Here is a 17,111-nt window from a genome sequence, read left to right on the forward strand (position 1 = left end):
ATGAGCGACGCGAACGAGCTCATCTCATTTATCGCGTCGATGTCGGGGGAGGGCAACCTTCGCGTCGAGGAGAACCTTGGCGAGGGGTATGTCCGCCTCCGCGTTTCGGAGGCCGAGCGGCGCCAGGCTAAGCACGACATTCAGCATGTCGAGGATATCGTCATCGAAATGCTCCGTAATGCTCGCGATGCCGGCGCCGACAAGGTCTATCTCGCCACGACCAAGGAAGACGGCGTCCGCACGCTTGTCTTTCTGGATAACGGTTCTGGCGTTCCGCAGGATATGCAAGAGCGAATCTTTGATGCCCGCGTTACCTCCAAGCTCGAGAGCATGAAGATGGACCGTTGGGGCGTTCACGGTCGTGGCATGGCATTGTTTTCGATCAAGCAGAACACCGACGAGGCCCGTGTGGTCACGTCCGGCGTCGATCTTGGTTCAGCCTTCAAGGTGAGCGTTGCGGCCGACCGCCTCAGTGAGCGTGCCGATCAGTCCAGCTGGCCCCAGGCCGTCAAGGATGAGGACGGACGTTATGTCTGCGCTCGCGGCCCACATAATATTATTCGCGCTGCTTGTGAGTTTGCGCTCGAGGAGTTGCGTGGTTGCGATGTCTATCTTGGTTCTCCGTCTGAGATTGCCGCGACCCTTTATGCTCAAGCGTCAAGTCGGCTCGATACGTCTCGTCTCCTGTTCATTGATGACGAGAGTGAGCTTTCGGTTGTCGATCGTTTAGGCCTTGCTTCTGATGCCGAGGACTTTATCCGTATTTGTTCGGGTTTGGGTCTTGAGATGTCCGAGCGCACGGCCCATCGCATTTTGGCAGGGCAGATTAAGCCCGTTCGCGGTGTGACCGCGCGTCTGCTGCGCGAGCGTGATTCGTCCTCGCATGCGCCGGCTCCTGTCGATCTCGCGAAGGATCGTCGCGGGCTACGTATTGCCAAGGATGACATGGCACAGTTTTCGCGCGCTGTGGAACGCGACTTTAATGACCTTGCCGCCCGGTACTATCTCAACCTTTGCGGCGACCCAAAGATCCGTGTTTCGCGTGATCGAATCACCGTGACCTTTGATCTTGCCAAAGAGGAATAGTGCCTTTACCGAGTCCACTCGGTACGATACAGTTATTGCAGTTAAAACGTACTTTTAAATGCAGGAGTTTCTTCATGGATTGCCTGAAGGTATCAAGCAAATCATCGCCCGCGTCCGTTGCCGGCGCCATCGCCGGCATGGTCAAGGATGGTGTGCCCGTCAACATCCAGTGTGTCGGCGCCGGTGCCGTCAACCAGGCCATTAAGGCCGTTGCTATCGCGCGCGGTTTTTTGATTCCAACCGGTTTTGATATTTCCTGCGCGCCCGTGTTCTCCGACATCCTCATTAACGGGGAGTCGCGCACGGCCATCCGCCTTTCTATCTACGTTCACCAGATCAATCGAGCTGCTATGGATAACGTCGTCATGGATGATGTTAAGCCTGTGGCATAGCTTCTGCTTGCCTTGTTTCGCTCCCCATCGTTAGGACTTATGCACATGGACCAGCGTTTCGTACGCGATATTCTTGCCGGTAAAACCTACTTTATCCGCACCTTTGGCTGCCAGATGAATCAGCACGACTCCGAGCGTGTGAGCGGTCTGCTTGATTCGTATGGCTGCCTCATGGCGCTCGATCCCGCGCATGCCGATATCGTTGTCTTCATGACGTGCTGCGTGCGCGAGGCCGCCGATACTCGCCTGTACGGGCAGTGCAATTCCTGCAAAAGCCTGCCGCCTTCGCCTTCGGGCAAGCGCGTGGTTGCCGTTGGCGGTTGCATCGCGCAGCGCGATGGCGAGGGCCTGCTCACCAACGTCGATAACGTTAATGTCATCTTTGGCACGCATTCCATTGCACATGTGGCCGAGCTCATTGCCGAGGCGTTCCTTGATGGTAAGCGTCATATCCGCACCAATGAGCATGAGGATACGGATGCCATGAGCATGCCGTGGCATCGCGAGACTCAGTATCACGCCTGGGTGCCCATCATGACGGGCTGCAATAATTTCTGCACCTATTGCATCGTGCCGTACGTGCGCGGTCGCGAAAAGAGCCGCCCCTTCGAGGAGATTGTCGACGAGGTGACCGGTTTGGTGCGCCAGGGCGTGCGTGAGATTACGCTGCTGGGCCAAAACGTTAACTCATATGGTCGCGATCTGTTTGGCAAGCCGCGTTTTGCCGATTTGCTGCGTGCCGTGGGCGATACGGGCGTGGAGCGCATCTTCTTTACGTCTTCGCATCCCAAGGACCTGTTGCCCGAGACCATCGACGCCATGGCCGAGACGCCTGCCGTTATGCCGCAGCTGCACTTGGCCGTCCAGTCAGGTTCGACGCGGATCCTCAAAGAGATGAATCGCCGTTATACACGCGAGGACTATCTGGGCCTTGTCGATCGCATTCGCAACCGCATGCCCGATATCGCGCTCTCGACCGACATTATCGTTGGCTTCCCGGGTGAGACTGAAGAAGACTTTGAGCAGACGCTCTCACTTGCCGAGACGGTCCGCTATGCTCAGGCCTATACCTTCATCTATTCCAAGCGCGCCGGTACCCCGGCCGCCGAGATTGACGATCCTACGCCGCATGAGGTTATTCTCGAGCGTTTCAACCGTCTGGTTAAGGTTATCGAGACCACGGCACACGAGTATAACCAGGGTGAGCTTCATACTGTGGTTCCGGCGCTCATTGAGGGAACGAGTAAAAAGAACGACGCGGTCCTGCTGGGCAAGAGTCCCAAGAATCAGACCGTGCATGCGCCTATCCCCGAGGGTTACAGCATCGATCAGCTTGTTGGTAAGATCGTTGATGTTGACGTTGACGTTGCCAAGACCTGGTATTTGTCCGGCTCCGTTGTGGGCGAGCCGCGCTAATGGTTTCTCCCGGGGCAGGTCTTTCCGCCGTTGCGATCGTCGGTCCGACGGCGGTTGGTAAGAGTGATGTTGCCGACCGTTTGGCAGCTCGTCTTTCGTCCGAAGTGTTGTCGTGCGATGCGATGCAAATCTATCGCGGCATGGACATCGGTACCGCAAAGATGGCGCCCGATGAGTGCACGGCGCCGCTGCGTCTCGTCGACATCGTAGAGCCGGGTGCGGCATATTCTGCTGCGCTTTATCAGGCCGACGCTCGCGCGCATGTTGAACGTCTCCTTGGTTCGGGTTGCCTGCCGGTTTTTTGCGGAGGTACGGGGCTGTATCTCAAGGCCGCCCTCGATGAGATGGACTTTCCCTCGGGTGAACTTGAGGACGATCGTCGTGCGGGCTATCAGGAGCTTGCCGAGCGTATTGGCGAGGAAGAACTGCATGCCTTGCTTGCCGAGCGCGATCCAGAATCGGCTGCTGTTATTCATCCCCATAACGTGCGCCGTGTGATTCGTGCGCTCGAGATGCATGATGATGGCGTCTCCTATGCGCAGCAAAAGTCGCAGTTTAGTGTTCCGCACGAGCATTATCATGCCCTATGGTTTGGTCTGACGCGTAATCGCGAGGTGCTCTACGAGCGCATTAACCAGCGCGTCGATCTGATGTTTGAGCAGGGTCTTGTCGATGAGGTCCGCGGTCTTATGGGCCAGGGGCTGGGAGATGCCCTGACGTCGATGCAGGCAATTGGCTATAAAGAGATCATTGATGCTTTCAATGGCGTGATGAGCATGGATGAGGCTCGCGAACTCATTAAGATGCGTTCGCGTCGTTATGCCAAGCGTCAGCTTTCGTGGTTTAAGCGCGATGACCGTATCGTGTGGTTTGATATGGATGAATGTACGATCGATGAGGTCGTTGAGGATATCCTGCATCGTATTGAGGCTGCCTAATGGCCCGTTTCCCCCTTGTTCCCACGGCACCCGAGCCCGAGCGTGCCATTTTAGTTGGTGTTGAGTGGCGCGACAATGCATGGCCGCTCGATCGCTCGCTTGATGAGCTGGAGCGTCTTGCCCACACAGCTGGTGCCCGGTGCGTGGCACGCTTGTCGCAGCGTTTGGTAAAGCCGTATCCTAAATCGTTTATCGGTTCCGGTAAGGTTGAAGAGCTGTGCGGCCTGGTGCATCGCATGGATGCCGATGTCGTTATTTTTGACGACGACCTGACCCCCTCGCAGCAATCCTATTTGGAGAAAGCCGTGGGCGAGCCGGTAAAGATTATCGATCGTACAGCACTGATCCTGGATATCTTTGGCCTGCATGCTCAGACGCGTGAGGGACGCCTGCAGGTACAGCTGGCACAACTTCAATATTTGTTGCCTCGCCTGCGTGGCATGTGGAGCCATCTCGCCAAGGAGCAGACGCGCGGCGGCATCGGCTCACGTTTTGGTCAGGGCGAAAGTCAGCTCGAGGTCGACCGTCGCCTCATTCGTAATAAGATCGCTGCGCTTCGTCGTGAGCTCAAGCAGGTTGAACAGCGTCGCGATGTTCAATCCAAGAGTCGCATTGAGTCCCCGGCGTTTCGCGTCGCGTTAGCCGGTTATACCAATGCCGGTAAATCGACGTTGCTCAATCGTCTGACCGGCTCTACGGTACTTTCGCAGGACAAGCTGTTTGCTACGCTCGACCCGACGACGCGTTCGTATCGTCTGCCCGGCGGTCGCGGCATGACGATTACCGATACCGTCGGCTTTATTCAAAAGCTGCCGCATGGTCTGGTCGATGCCTTTAAATCGACGCTGTCCGAGGTTTTGGGTGCCGATCTAATTCTCAAAGTCGTAGATGCGTCTGACGAGGACTATGAGCGGCAGCTGGAGGCTGTCGACCGCGTGCTTGATGAGATCGGCGCCGGAGAGCGTTTAACGCTGACCGTATTCAATAAAATCGATCTTCTCGATATCGTCGATCGATTGAGTTTCCGTCGTCGCTATCCGGAGGCCGTTCTGTTCTCGGCCCAAACGGGCGAGGGGCTCGACGATCTCGTCGACCGGATTGCTCGCGAGGCAGCTGCCACCGATGTGTTGCTCTCCGCTGATATCCCGTATCGCGAGGGCGCTCTCATCACGCTGGTGCATGAGCAGGGAACCCTTCTGCATGAGGAATATCTCGAGGACGGCGTTCGCATTGTGGCGAAGTTGCCGGCTCGTATTGCACCGCGGCTCGAGCGCTATCGTACGGAATAAACGATTTCTAGCACGCCTAGAATGACTGGCTGATGGAGCAGGTAGAACGGTAAGGCATGCCGACCCAGGACTGCGAGCGCCGGGATAGGATTGGCGTATGCCCATGCTGGCGCTTCGAGACTTGATGCTTGTGCTGCCTGGGCAGCAAAAAAGCCGGTAAGGTACATAAAGACAAACGGTATGAGCGGATAGTAATCTCCCGAAACAAAACCCGGGCCTGGGAATCCAAGCCATGCCAGGTAGGGGAGTGGGTAGACCGCCTTTGGAATGCCCCAGGTTAGGGCAAAAAGAACAAGGCACGCTGCGATGCCCCATGAGCCCGGTAATTTTTGGAGTAACGGACGGGTGAACGCAACCACCACGGTGCACACCGCCATGCAATAAATGATGCCAAAGTTCACTGAATCGTCGACCGATACGAGAGTTGTTGCGATCCAGACGACCAAAGCTGCGGCAGCGTACTTAGCCGCTCGTTTGGCATTGTTGCGTGAGAGCGTGCACATCCAACCCGCGATAAACAAAAATACCCAGCTGATGCTGGCGCGCCAGATGTCTTGAAAGACTGACTGGGTAAACCAGGGCATATCCCAGCCGTACAGGTAGGCGAGATCATAGCAAGCGTGAAATCCTGCCATAGAAATCATCGTAAACCCGCGGACGGTATCAAAGATGGTGATGCGTTTTTGCATTACGAGAACCGGCGCATCAAGCCGACAACTTTACCCAAAATAACGGGGTTCGTCGCATAGATGGGCTCCATAGCGTCGTTCTCGGGCTGCAAGCGCACACGTCCCTGCTCCTTGTAGAACGTCTTGACGGTCGCCGAACCATCAATCATGGCCACGACAATTTCGCCGTTCATGGCACTTTTTTGTTCACGGACGATGATGTAATCGCCATTGAAGATGCCGACATTGATCATTGAGCTCCCATGCACCTCAAGGATAAAGGAACCCTGATCAGTGGCGATTTCGGTCGGGATAGTAAACGTGTCTTCGATATTCTGCTCGGCCAGAATGGGAATCCCAGCCGCGACGCGACCAACGAGCGGCAGCGAGACCGTTCCGCGAGGTGCGGTGGGCTCGTCAGATTTAGAAATTGAGACAGAGGAACCATCCTCGTTAAAGAGTTCCAGGGCGCGCGGTTTGGTGGCATCGCGCTTGAGTAGCCCGCGCGCTTCAAGGGCAGAGAGATGGGCGTGCACGGTGCTGGGGGAGGAAAGGCCCACGGCAGAAGCCATCTCGCGCACGCTGGGCGGATAACCCTTCTCCTGCTGATATTCCTTGATGAAGTCGTAAATTTGCTGCTGACGCTTGGTAATTTTGCGAGCCATCAGGGCATCCTCTCTACCCATGTCAAACAAATGTTCGAATTTTGCTTGACAGGAACAACTGTTCGAAGATAATAATAACCGAACATTCGTTCTCGCGCTAGACATTTTTGTCCGCGCGGCTTGATAAAACTGTTCTCAGCAAAACACGCGAGAGGAGAACATGATGAACGTAACGAATATGGTCCAGGGAAACCTCGCCCTTAAGCTCGAGACGCCTGCAGAACCCACTTTTACGGTTGTTCAGGGTGGTCGCTCCGGCTTTCAGCCTTTGACCGTAAAGCCTGCGCGCAATCAGCAGGCTGTAGTCGCGCCGGCCCGCGTTGCCCTGAAGGTTCCGACGATTGTCGCCGTCGCCGTTGCGCTTACGCTCTTCTTTGTCCTCGCTATGTCGGTCTTTAGCACTCGTCACGCCGCGTATGCCGAGTCCGTTTCCAACATTACCTACGAGACCATTCGCGTTCAGCCTGGCGATTCTCTTTGGTCGATTGCCGAAGAATATCCAATCGAAGGCCTTTCCACGCAAGAGACTTCCGACATGATCCGTAGCGTCAATCATCTGGAGCATGGTTCGCTCGCCGCCGGTGCGCATCTTAAGGTTCCTGCTCGTTCGTAATCATTATCGCGCTGCGCATGGTACCCTTGTTATCGTTTAAGAGGAGGTACCATGCGCTGTCCCAAATGCGGCAAGGCACATACCCGCGTCGTTGATTCCCGTATGCAGGAGTCAAATAACACCATTAAGCGCCGTCGCGAATGTTGCTCGTGTAACTACCGCTTTACAACGTTTGAGCGATGCGAGGACCCTATCGAGGTCATTAAGTCAGATGGAACTAAGCAGCGGTTCGATCGCAATAAGCTTCTTGTCGGCTTGATGCGCGCCACCATCAAGCGCGATATCGACACTAAGAAGCTCAATGAGATTATCGATGACATCGAGGTCGAGCTTCGCTCTCGCACGCTGACGGCCGTCACGTCCCATGAGTTGGGTGACATGGTGCTCAAGCGCTTGGCCAAGATCGACAAGGTTGCGTACATCCGTTTTGCCTCGGTCTACCGCGATTTCAAAGACGTCGATGAATTTCTGCAAGAGCTCGACAAGCTAAGGTGATTTTATGTCCAACATTACCGTTAACATTAAGCGTCTCGACCCAACCGTCGAGCTTCCCAAATACGCCCATCCTTCGGATGCCGGTCTTGACCTCCGGGCCAACGAAGACTGCACCCTCAAGCCCTTTGAGCGACGTCTGGTCTCTACTGGCTTGGCCATTGCGCTGCCCGATGGCTACGCTGGCTTCGTCCAGCCCCGCAGCGGCCTGGCCATCAAGCAAGGCCTGTCCATAGTCAACACTCCTGGCCTCATCGATGCCCACTACCGAGGAGAGCTTAAAGTCATCCTCATCAACCTAGACCCCACGAACAACATCCAAATTAACAAAGGCGACCGCATCGCCCAGCTTGTCATCCAAGAAGTCCCCACGGTCAATCTCGTAGAAGTAGATGAACTAGACGAAACCGACCGAGGAGCCGGCGGTTTCGGTTCTAGCGGCGTATTGTAATGCCCGCTCGCCCGCGGGAGGCCCCTATATATCATTCCATGCTCAAACATTCTCGCTTCGCTTCGCTCGCTGCGAAACTGCGCGTGGAACGATATGTGTGAGAGGCAGGCGGGCGGCTACTCGCTTGAAAAAATAATTACATTCTAGTAGGCCAATGCGACAAAGGAACAATTCCTTTTTCGCATTGGCTTACTACATTTAGATTTTCCGGTTTCACCTTTGCAGGTTCTAGTGGTGGGGAATCTGGTATAGCTGCTAGTACGTAAACGCAGCTTTCCTGTGGGAGGCCCCTATATATCGTCCCACGCGCAGTTTCGCAGCGCAGCGAGAATGTTTGAGCATGGGATGATATATAGGGGCCTCCCACAGGAAAGCAGACAGTCCGAAGCTAGCGGATATGCGCGGGTTTTCCGCCCCAGTAGAAGCGGCAGAAGGCTCGTTTGCGTTTTTGGGGTTTGCCTACGAGTTCCATGGTGGCGATGGCGATGTCTTCGGCTGCGTGGGGGCGGCGTAGTACTTCGCCGTTGATGAGTAGGGCTTTGAGTGATTCGGGATGGTCGTGCAGGTGGCGCAGGGTTACGATGAGCTCTCGTGCCGTGGTGACGTGCATGCTGGCGCCCATACCGGTGAGCATAGTGGTGTTGGCCTTTTCCTGGCCATAGGACTTGCCCAGCAGGATCATAGGCAGATGTGCGCAGAGGCACTCGGTGACCGTGAGTCCGCCCGATTTGAGGATTGCCAGGTCGCAGCCGTGCATGAGGGCCGCCATGTCGTCCACGTAGTCCAGAACCGTGACGTTGTCGAGCTTCATGGCGTCGAAGAGCGTCTTGAGTCGGGCGGCGTATTCCTTATCCTTGCCCGGTAAAAAGACAAAGTGCATGTCCTCAAAGCTGCGTAAGAAGGGGAGCGTGTGGTCCATCGCGGCACGGAAACGCACGTATGGTTGGGGCAAACTGGCGCCGGCCATCACCAATACGACGGTTTTGTCTATGGGGAGATTGAACTTGCTCAGCTCTTCCTCGCGATCGTAATTTGAATCGAAACCGGCTCGGATGGGGATGCCCGTTATGCGGATCTTTGACTCGGGAACTTTGCGGGGGCGCAGCGTTTCGGCCATAAACTCGTTGGCCACGCAGAACAGGTCGGTGTCCTTGTGGGGCCAAAAGCCTTCGACTTCATAGTCTGTTGGTACGCAGATGACCGGATAATCGATACCCGTAATAACGCGGGCACCCACGGCAACATTGGCTGCTGTGATGTGCGTTGCGACCACGGCTATAGGCCTGCGGCGACGAATATATTCGTTGAAGGCGGGGAACATAATTCGCGACCATGCCGTGCCGCCACCCCAGAGAAGATGTCCCGTAAGCGTATATCGCCAGGTCAGGTCGTAAATGGGGCGTGTGGCTCCCGTAAAAGAAGCCGCGGTCTTATTGCCGTCGAATTTAATACGTCCAAAATCAAGGATATCGAGCACTTCAATTTCAATATTCTCAGGGATTCCCTTGGTGCCGCGGATAAGGTCAAATGCTTGTGCAATCGCGTTGGCGGCGGCTTTGTGGCCCGATCCAACCGATGCGTGCACAATGGTTACCAGGGGTTTTTGTGTATGTGAAACGGTCATTTGCTCCGGTTGGGGAGTGGCTTGCATGGGCAGGGGAGCGCTATTGCTCGTCTGCGTTTGATCCATCGATAACTCCCCTTCAGCTTTGTTACGCGATTTATCATTGTAGTGCATGAGTGTCATGTTCACGTAAATTTGGGTATGAGCGCAAAGAACGACAACGTTTCGACGAGAGGATTCTTCATGACTACCGATCAGCCGATTGATGTTGCGATTATCGGTGGAGGCCCCGCGGGCTATGCTGCCGCCATTTACGCTGCGCGTGCCAACCTGACGACGACCGTGATTGAGCAGGGCATGTCGGGTGGACAGATCGCCACGACCAATGAAGTCGAGAACTATCCGGGCATTCCGCTCTTGAGTGGCGCCGAACTCGGCGAGCGTTTTCAGCAACATGCAGAGGGGCTGGGAGCGCAGGTTACATGGAGCATGGTTACGGGTATCGATTACGATGCCGATGCAGCGCTGTTTACGGTGCATCACGATATGGGCGATACGCTTGCCTCGAGCGTTATCGCTTGCATGGGTGCCACGCCGCGTCCTGCGGGTTTCGCTGGCGAGGATACCTATCGCGGTCGTGGCGTTTCATATTGCGCAACATGTGACGGCATGTTCTTCCGCGGCAAACAGGTCTTTGTAATCGGTGGTGGCAATTCGGCATGCGAAGAGGCACTGTTCCTGTCAGACATTGCCAGCAGTGTGACCATCGTGCTGCGCCGCGACCAGTTCCGTGCACCTGATGGTGTTGTTCAGAAAGTACTCGAAAAGGACAATATTTCAGTTAGGTACCAAACTAGTATTGTGGAGCTCTCGGGCGAAGCTATGCCAACGACGATCACCTTTAAGGACAATGCATCCGGTGAGACTCATAACGAGTCATTTGAGCCCGGCTCGTTTGGCATCTTTGTCTTTACCGGCACGCAACCCCATACCGAACTTGTTGAGCATCTAGTCGATCTGGCGCCTGATGGCGGCATTCTGACTGATGAATCCATGGCGACCCGCACGCCAGGTCTATTTGCCGCTGGCGATATCCGTTCCAAGCGTTTACGCCAGGTTGTGACTGCCGTTTCTGATGGAGCCATAGCGGCAACCAGCGCATACGCATTTCTCCGTGGATAAGTACGATAATATATCTTATGTAAGGTTGTTATTGATTAACTAAATGGCGGGACGATGCATCAGTGCGCTGTCCCGCCATTTTCTTGCCGGCTATGTGGTATGCAAAACTAGATAACGTAGAATACAATATAGAAAATGAACGGAGGACCTTTATGAACCACGTTAAACACGTTATTCCGATGTCTGATTCGTCGGTCAGCATTAAGCCTGAGGATATTCAACCCACTGTGTTGCCCGATGCATTTATCCAGTCCGATATCGTGCGCAAACTCAATATGTTGAGTCTGCCGCGCTATAACCAGTTGCCAAATGTGACACTCTACCGCGACCAAGTTATTGAGTATGTTGCGCTGTGGATGGAGCCGCTGTCTATTTGCGTTGAGCAGCCTATCATTACGCCATCGATGATCAATAACTACGTGAAGGTCGGCCTGGTGCCTGCTCCGGTCAAAAAGCAGTATGGTCGCGAGCAGATTGCCCGCCTGATCGCTATCTGCATCTTTAAGCAGGTGCTACCTATTGCTGCGGTGCAGGCACTCTTTAACATTCAGCGTTTGAGCTACGATGCCCCGACTGCCTTCGATTATGTGGTCGACCAGCTTGAGGCATCGATTCGCGCCGCGTTTTCTATCGAGCAAACGCCGGTTCCCGATACGGCGCATCAGGTCACACGCGAGTCGCTGCTTGTGCGCAGTGCCGTATCGTCCTTTGTTTCGAAGGCGTACTTGATGAGCTATCTCAAGTTCAACGGGTTTAATAGCTAGCCGACGTATAAAACGGGCGGGACAAAGAGCCATCTGTCGCTTTGTCCCGCCCGTTTTTTGCCTGGTTGGACTTTATTTGCCCGAAGCTACGCCCATGCCGTAGCCGATGATCAGGCCGTGCATCTCAGCGTAATAGGAATCCAGGCCGTTGCAGGGCATGATGATGGTCTTGGAGCCGGGCCAATGTTCGACTATGCGATCAGTAAGCGCCTGGGCTCCAGTTTCGTTCTCAACGTGATCGATGATGACCTCACCGCCCGTAAAGCCCTCGGCTTCCATAGTGTCGATGATCTTGTTGAGCATCTTCTTTTCGCCACGCGTGTGCCCGACGAGTTCGATTTTACCGGCCTCACTCGCCGTGCCCAAAATGCGGATATTGAGCTTGTTGGCAATGACGCCGGCTGCCTTAGGGATACGTCCGGCTTTGGCGAGGTTTTCGTAATTGCACAAACTGAAGAGGATTTTGCTGCTCTGTTCAAGGCTATCAAAGTATGCGCAAGCATCCTCGAATGAGACATTCGGATTGCTTGCAAGGTAGCGGTCGAACAGCAAGAAAATGAGGTCCATTTTGCCGCCAGCTGCGCGTGAATTGACTAGATGAATCTGTCGGTCGGGCTCCTCGGCAAGAACCATATCACGAGCCGTGGCTGCCGCGTTGTAGCTGCCCGACACGCCCTCAGAGATCGGCATGCAGATGGTCTTGTCTGCCAATTTGAAGAGCTCGGCCCACTCCCCTACGCTGGGACAAGCGCTCGAAGAAGCGTTCGTCTCCGCCTGAACAGCGCAGTTGAGCTCATGAACATCGAGCGAAAGGTCATCGACGAATTCACGCTCCCCCACTCGAATTTTGAGGGGCGCAAATGCAAAGGTGGTATGGGGTGCGGTCGGTTGCCAATCGCGGAGGTTACAGCTTGAATCGGAGATAAGTGCCCAGCTCATAGAGGGTCCTTTCTAATTGTTCTTCAACAATTATAGCTTTCTTGCTGGCCGATTGGGCCGCTATCTAGTATTCAAAACTAGATAGCGGCCTGGACTAAAGATAAAAGAATGGACCTCGCAACTTAAAGCCACGAGGTCCACATTCACACGCTGTGTAAGATGACTTAGTAACGCACGAAGATGTAGTTATTGTTCATGCCGGCGGCAACGGAGCTGATGATAACACCCGTGTTGTAGTCGGAAGCATGAATCATCTGACCACCACCGATGTAAATGCCGGTGTGGTACGAATTGACCACAACGTCACCGGGCTGCGGATCGGACACACGCGTCCAGCCCATAAAGGTACCCGTGTTGCCCAGGCGGCAATAGCGACCAGTGAGGCAATAGCTAACAAAACCAGAGCAGTCGAAGCTGTTCGGGCCAATTCCGCCCCAGGAATAAGCGCAACCAAGCTTACTGTATGCACGCGATACAACAGAACCGCCGTCGACGGACTGGCTCGGAGCAGAAGGCGTCGGAGCCGGAGCAGGTGTGGAGGGCTGCGGCGTCGGAGCAGGTGCCGGCGTAGGAGCCGGAGTGTTGCCGCCCTGGTTGTTGTTATTGCTGGTCTGGCCATCGTTGTTGGTCTTCTCGGTCGTACCGGCAGTCTCGTTGCTCACCGTGGCCTTTTCGGCAGTGCTGGCGTTGATGCCGGCCTGCAGCGCGGCGTTGGCCTCGGCCTCTGCGGCAAGCTCGGCTTGCAGCTGCGAATCCAGGGAGTTTACGACGTTCTGGGCTTCAGCCTGCTGGGCGTTAAGCTCGTCAACCTTCTTTTGCGTGGTGGCGACGTTCTTCTCCTGCTCGGCCTGCTTATCGGTGAGCTGCTGCTTAAGCTCTTTGACCTCTTGAATGGTCTGAGCTTGCTTATCGGAAACTTTGCCGTAGTAGAACAAACGGTTGAGCATATCGCTCAGATCATCGACACCCGTCAGAACCTGAAGCAGGCTCAGACCGCCGGTTTTGTACTCGCCGGCGACATAGGTCGAGAGTTTGGCCTGACCATCGGCGATCTCCTGCTGCTTTTGCGTGATCTCGCCAGCAGTCTGATCGAGTGCCTGCGTCTGCGTGGCGAGCTCATCGTAAATCTGCTGGGTTTGGGTACCGATCTGCTCGAGCTTCGTACGAGCAGCGGCAAGGTCGGATGCGGTATCGGCGTAGGCAGGAGCCGCGAGGCCCAAGCCCAAAACACAAGCGAGGGTTGCCGTAGCAGCGCAGCGTGCCATGTTTTTGTGCGTGTTTGCTGTGCGCATGTAGCTTCCTTTCCAGTAACTAAGGGTAACGGCTAGTCCACCGTCACCAGGCTAAAGAGCTCCACATCGTCATCAGACGGCGTGAGCTTCTCGCGCGGGTTGAGAAACGCAAGCTCAAGGATACAACCGTAACCGACAAGCTTTGCGCCCATATCTCGCACCAGTTTACCTGTTGCCTCGACGGTTCCGCCCGTCGCGACCAAGTCGTCCAGAATCAACACGGTATCTTTAGAGCTGATAGCGTCGGCATGGATCTCAATGGAATCCGTTCCGTACTCGAGCTCGTAGCTCTGGCTCACGGTCTCGCGCGGTAGCTTGCCCGGTTTACGTGCGGGAACAAAGCCGGCGCCAAGGGCTACAGCCACCGGTACGCCAACCATAAAGCCGCGAGCCTCGGGGCCCACGACCTTGGTGATTCCCATGCCGGCAAAGTGCTCGGCGAGGGCATCGGTCATGGCTTTGAGCGCCTCGGGATTGCCAAAGAGCGGCGTGATGTCTTTAAAGATGACTCCGGGCTCGGGATAGTCGGGGATGTCGACGATTTGAGATTCGAAGTCGTACATTGCATGACCTTTCAATGGGTTGCCGGATAAGCGGCAGCTGTTATTTGCCCGCGGTGGCGGTGCCGGATTGCGAAGGGGTGACGACCTTGAGCGGCTTTACGAGGGAATCCTCGTGCGAAGCCGGCGCGCCTATCTCTTCGTTTTTGGCCTTGGTTGACTCGGAGCGAGTGATTTCCTCATCGAGTGCATCGATGTCGGCGTCCTCGACCACGGCGTTGAGCGACTCAAAAACGCGGTTCTTGAGCAGCGCGGTGTGCACGCCCTCCGTCAGGTCGTGAAGCTTCTTAAACGCACGCTCGAGCTTGGCGTCGCGCTCGTCATCGGAGGTATCCATGCCGAGCATGCTCACAAGCACCTGCTCAAACATCGAGGACTCGCGGTTGGCGGAAGACACGTACTGACGCAGGTTGCGCGGCTCGATATGGAAGCGCGACAGCTCGGAGCAGTAGCGGATGATCGGAAAATCGCGACCATCGACAAGCTCGCGATTCTGCGGACTCTTGATGATGCGAATGAGGTCGTTCTCGGCGAGCGAGCGGATAAACGAAATTTCGACGCCCAACATATCGGGAATGGTCTCGATGGGATGCAGCTTTTGCTTAGTCTCCTTGGGCTCCGTCTTGAGCGGAACATCGGATAGCAAGCCCACCTCGTAGGCGAGCGTTGACAGGTCCGTGGCGTTTTCCAAGCGCTGCTTAATCACGTTGAGCGGCATGTAGCGGGTCTTCTGCAAGTGCAGGATGACCTCCAGACGATCAACGTCCTCCTTAGAGTACTGACGGTATCCCTTAGGCGTACGATGAGGGGTAATGAGCCCCTCATCCTCTAGAAATCTAATTTTTGAGTTCGAAAGATCGGGGTATGCGCCTCGAAGTAGGTTGACGACTTGGCCGATACTCAGATAGTTGCGTTCGGCCATGCCCTACTCACCGGTTTCGATGCGCTCCGGCGTGCTCTCGTGGTAGATGAGCGTAAACGTACCGATCTGAACGGAAGAACCGTCGTGCAGCGGGGCTGCATTGACAATGGCACCGTCGACCCAGGTACCATTGAGCGAGCCCAGGTCCTCGATGCGAGCGTCGAGGCCCTCGCGAATAATGCGCGCGTGGCTGCGCGAAACGGTCATGTCATTAAGGAAGATGCCGTTCGCGGGATCGCGGCCGATGGTGGTCACGTCGTCCTCGAGCTCAAAGGCGGCACCAGTCTGCGGACCCTTGACGATGGACAGGACGGGGGCGGTGATGCGCACGTTAGCCATGAGGTCGGGAACGGTGACGTCGCTTGAAGGCACGCGGAATACGCAGGTAGCGTCAGCAGTCTTATCATTCTGAGGCATATTGTTAACCATGTTGTCCATGACAACCCCTAACTTATCGCGGACGTGCCGCAAATAATGAACCGTACGTAATCATACCCCAACGAATCAGTCTTCGATTTCAGGGTTCAGAAAGTCGATGTCCTCGTCCTCGGGATGCGCGAGAGCCTGTTTAATGGCCACTCCGCCCTTAATGGAGTAGATGACAGCCGTGAGCATGGAGAAGATCACGCCGCCGTACACAAAGAAGATGCCGAGGGGCACCGAGCTTCCGTTGAGGCCCGGGAAGGCCGTAAGGGTTGAAGATAAAAGGTGCAGGCCGTCAATAACGGGGAAACCGAGCAGCATGAGTGAGAAGCCGGTCATGAGCAGCGCCGTGGCAATCTTTCCGGGAAAGACCACATCGATGGGGCGACGGTGATAATGACGCACGATAAGCGTGCCGATGCCCAGATAGATGTCGCGGCCAATAATGAGTACGCAGACCCAGATGGGCAGCTCTCCGCGGACCACCAGGCCCAAGACGCCCGTAAACAGCAGCGCGCGGTCGCAGATGGGATCCATGACCTTGCCGAGCCACGAGACCGTCTTAGTCATGCGGGCTATCTGACCGTCCATCCAGTCGGTGGAGGCGGCAACGGCGTAGATAACGATGGCGATGACGCGGTTGTTATCCGTCACAAACAGGTACAGAAATACCAGGGTGAGGATCAGCCGCGTAAAGGTGATGAAATTGGAGATCGTAAAGATCTTATTCGACGGGTAATCGGAAGTGCCGATAAGCTCCTTTTTGATCTTCTTTTTGATGCCCACAGGACTCCCCCGCTGGTTAACGACAAAACTTTCGATACTATACCCGTTCCGGCGATGTCTATCCAGCGTAAGCATAGAGAGTCCAGACATATGGAGGATGCTACTGGGTTGTGCGGGATTCTGCATTTGTGTACATCAGCCTCCAAATATGACATTTTTCGGCATCTTTGATGGCTGATGTACACGTTTTGATTTGGTGATTACACCGATCGGGAAAGTTGTTGCCTTAAGCAAATTAATCATGATGTGCGGGTCGAGAAGGGTTGGCGCTAAAAGAACCCAACGGCCGTTACGGCTTCGTTAGAAACGCGCCCCACCATGGATGGTGAACCCGAAAGGTAAGGCGTGCGGGCACGGTGGCTCGGCCCGCGCGCCCGGAAGAGAAAGGATAAACCCATGGGTTACATGCTCGAGACGCGCGGGCTCACCAAGCGCTTCGGCCGCGGCGACCAGGCGCAGGACGCCGTGGCCGACGTGAGCCTTCATATCCGCGAGGGCGAGGTGTACGGGCTGCTCGGTCCCAACGGCGCCGGCAAGTCGACAACGCTCAAGATGATCTGCGGGATGCTGCGGCCGACGGCCGGGGAGATCCTCTTTGCCGGGCACGCCTGGCGCCGCGAGGACCTCTACGCAATCGGCAGCCTCATCGAGGAGGCGCCGCTCTACCCC

The 17,111-nt window shown here is 55.5% G+C and carries 20 protein-coding genes; 11 read left to right on the top strand and 9 right to left on the bottom strand.

Annotated elements, in window-relative coordinates:
• From GPK42_RS05520 to hflX, 5 genes are all read left to right on the top strand, one after another.
• Complete coding sequence (locus tag GPK42_RS05520) at window positions 1-1,086, top strand: ATP-binding protein (RefSeq protein ID WP_215694072.1); 1,086 nt, start codon at window positions 1-3, stop codon at window positions 1,084-1,086.
• Between the two features lie 74 nt (window positions 1,087-1,160).
• On the top strand, window positions 1,161-1,478 hold the full coding sequence (locus GPK42_RS05525; RefSeq protein ID WP_006235982.1) for a stage V sporulation protein S: 318 nt from the start codon (window positions 1,161-1,163) through the stop codon (window positions 1,476-1,478).
• Between the two features lie 45 nt (window positions 1,479-1,523).
• Complete coding sequence (gene miaB, locus GPK42_RS05530; protein ID WP_215694073.1) at window positions 1,524-2,894, top strand: tRNA (N6-isopentenyl adenosine(37)-C2)-methylthiotransferase MiaB; 1,371 nt, start codon at window positions 1,524-1,526, stop codon at window positions 2,892-2,894.
• Window positions 2,894-3,832 (top strand): tRNA (adenosine(37)-N6)-dimethylallyltransferase MiaA, encoded by a 939-nt coding sequence (miaA, locus tag GPK42_RS05535; RefSeq protein WP_215694074.1) that lies wholly within the window; start codon window positions 2,894-2,896, stop codon window positions 3,830-3,832. The genes miaB and miaA overlap by 1 nt, the downstream gene beginning before the upstream one ends.
• Window positions 3,832-5,121, top strand: coding sequence for a GTPase HflX (gene hflX, locus GPK42_RS05540; protein ID WP_215694076.1), 1,290 nt, complete (start codon window positions 3,832-3,834; stop codon window positions 5,119-5,121). The genes miaA and hflX overlap by 1 nt, the downstream gene beginning before the upstream one ends.
• Here hflX and GPK42_RS05545 read toward each other — a convergent pair.
• On the bottom strand, window positions 5,106-5,810 hold the full coding sequence (locus GPK42_RS05545) for a heparan-alpha-glucosaminide N-acetyltransferase (protein ID WP_215694078.1): 705 nt from the start codon (window positions 5,808-5,810) through the stop codon (window positions 5,106-5,108). The two genes, hflX and GPK42_RS05545, sit on opposite strands and share 16 nt — an antisense overlap.
• Entirely contained in the window at window positions 5,810-6,454 is a 645-nt protein-coding gene (gene lexA, locus GPK42_RS05550; protein ID WP_117839906.1) for a transcriptional repressor LexA, read from the bottom strand. Before lexA ends, GPK42_RS05545 begins: the two co-directional genes overlap by 1 nt.
• A 163-nt stretch (window positions 6,455-6,617) precedes the next feature.
• On the opposite strand from lexA, the gene GPK42_RS05555 reads away from it, so the two are divergent.
• The 3 genes from GPK42_RS05555 to dut are packed head-to-tail and all read left to right on the top strand — an operon-like array spanning window position 6,618 to window position 8,010.
• Window positions 6,618-7,067, top strand: a complete 450-nt coding sequence (locus tag GPK42_RS05555; RefSeq protein WP_161194491.1) for a LysM peptidoglycan-binding domain-containing protein — start codon at window positions 6,618-6,620, stop codon at window positions 7,065-7,067.
• A gap of 51 nt (window positions 7,068-7,118) precedes the next feature.
• The gene (nrdR, locus tag GPK42_RS05560) at window positions 7,119-7,562 is read left to right on the top strand and encodes a transcriptional regulator NrdR (protein ID WP_022093781.1); all 444 of its coding nucleotides are present in this window, start codon (window positions 7,119-7,121) and stop codon (window positions 7,560-7,562) included.
• A gap of 4 nt (window positions 7,563-7,566) precedes the next feature.
• Window positions 7,567-8,010 carry a dUTP diphosphatase gene (dut, locus tag GPK42_RS05565; protein ID WP_215694080.1) on the top strand — a complete coding sequence of 148 codons (444 nt, stop codon included), beginning with the start codon at window positions 7,567-7,569 and terminating at the stop codon, window positions 8,008-8,010.
• Window positions 8,011-8,398: 388 nt separating this feature from the next.
• Here the strand turns inward: dut and GPK42_RS05570 are convergent, their stop codons facing one another.
• Window positions 8,399-9,595 (bottom strand): MGDG synthase family glycosyltransferase, encoded by a 1,197-nt coding sequence (locus GPK42_RS05570; protein WP_338404334.1) that lies wholly within the window; start codon window positions 9,593-9,595, stop codon window positions 8,399-8,401.
• Window positions 9,596-9,817: 222 nt separating this feature from the next.
• On the opposite strand from GPK42_RS05570, the gene GPK42_RS05575 reads away from it, so the two are divergent.
• Window positions 9,818-10,756 (top strand): NAD(P)/FAD-dependent oxidoreductase, encoded by a 939-nt coding sequence (locus GPK42_RS05575; RefSeq protein ID WP_215694084.1) that lies wholly within the window; start codon window positions 9,818-9,820, stop codon window positions 10,754-10,756.
• Window positions 10,757-10,908: 152 nt separating this feature from the next.
• On the top strand, window positions 10,909-11,520 hold the full coding sequence (locus GPK42_RS05580) for a DUF1836 domain-containing protein (RefSeq protein ID WP_215694086.1): 612 nt from the start codon (window positions 10,909-10,911) through the stop codon (window positions 11,518-11,520).
• A 72-nt stretch (window positions 11,521-11,592) separates the two neighbouring features.
• Here the strand turns inward: GPK42_RS05580 and GPK42_RS05585 are convergent, their stop codons facing one another.
• From GPK42_RS05585 to GPK42_RS05610, 6 genes are all read right to left on the bottom strand, one after another.
• Window positions 11,593-12,459, bottom strand: a complete 867-nt coding sequence (locus tag GPK42_RS05585; protein WP_215694088.1) for a DegV family protein — start codon at window positions 12,457-12,459, stop codon at window positions 11,593-11,595.
• 164 nt (window positions 12,460-12,623) lie between these two features.
• Window positions 12,624-13,751, bottom strand: a complete 1,128-nt coding sequence (locus GPK42_RS10115) for a coiled-coil domain-containing protein (protein WP_215694090.1) — start codon at window positions 13,749-13,751, stop codon at window positions 12,624-12,626.
• A gap of 32 nt (window positions 13,752-13,783) precedes the next feature.
• Window positions 13,784-14,314 (bottom strand): adenine phosphoribosyltransferase, encoded by a 531-nt coding sequence (locus tag GPK42_RS05595; protein ID WP_006235999.1) that lies wholly within the window; start codon window positions 14,312-14,314, stop codon window positions 13,784-13,786.
• Window positions 14,315-14,354: 40 nt separating this feature from the next.
• On the bottom strand, window positions 14,355-15,233 hold the full coding sequence (gene ftsR / locus GPK42_RS05600; protein ID WP_138112611.1) for a transcriptional regulator FtsR: 879 nt from the start codon (window positions 15,231-15,233) through the stop codon (window positions 14,355-14,357).
• A gap of 3 nt (window positions 15,234-15,236) precedes the next feature.
• Window positions 15,237-15,671, bottom strand: coding sequence for an FHA domain-containing protein (locus GPK42_RS05605; protein ID WP_215694092.1), 435 nt, complete (start codon window positions 15,669-15,671; stop codon window positions 15,237-15,239).
• A gap of 66 nt (window positions 15,672-15,737) precedes the next feature.
• Window positions 15,738-16,442 (bottom strand): CDP-alcohol phosphatidyltransferase family protein, encoded by a 705-nt coding sequence (locus GPK42_RS05610; protein ID WP_040359866.1) that lies wholly within the window; start codon window positions 16,440-16,442, stop codon window positions 15,738-15,740.
• A 396-nt stretch (window positions 16,443-16,838) separates the two neighbouring features.
• Here GPK42_RS05610 and GPK42_RS10045 point away from each other — a divergent pair.
• The coding region (locus GPK42_RS10045; RefSeq protein WP_252200133.1) for an ATP-binding cassette domain-containing protein at window positions 16,839-17,111 on the top strand (273 nt) is incomplete at its 3' end.

Source organism: Collinsella aerofaciens (assembly GCF_018785265.1).
GTDB lineage: Bacteria > Actinomycetota > Coriobacteriia > Coriobacteriales > Coriobacteriaceae > Collinsella > Collinsella aerofaciens_AI.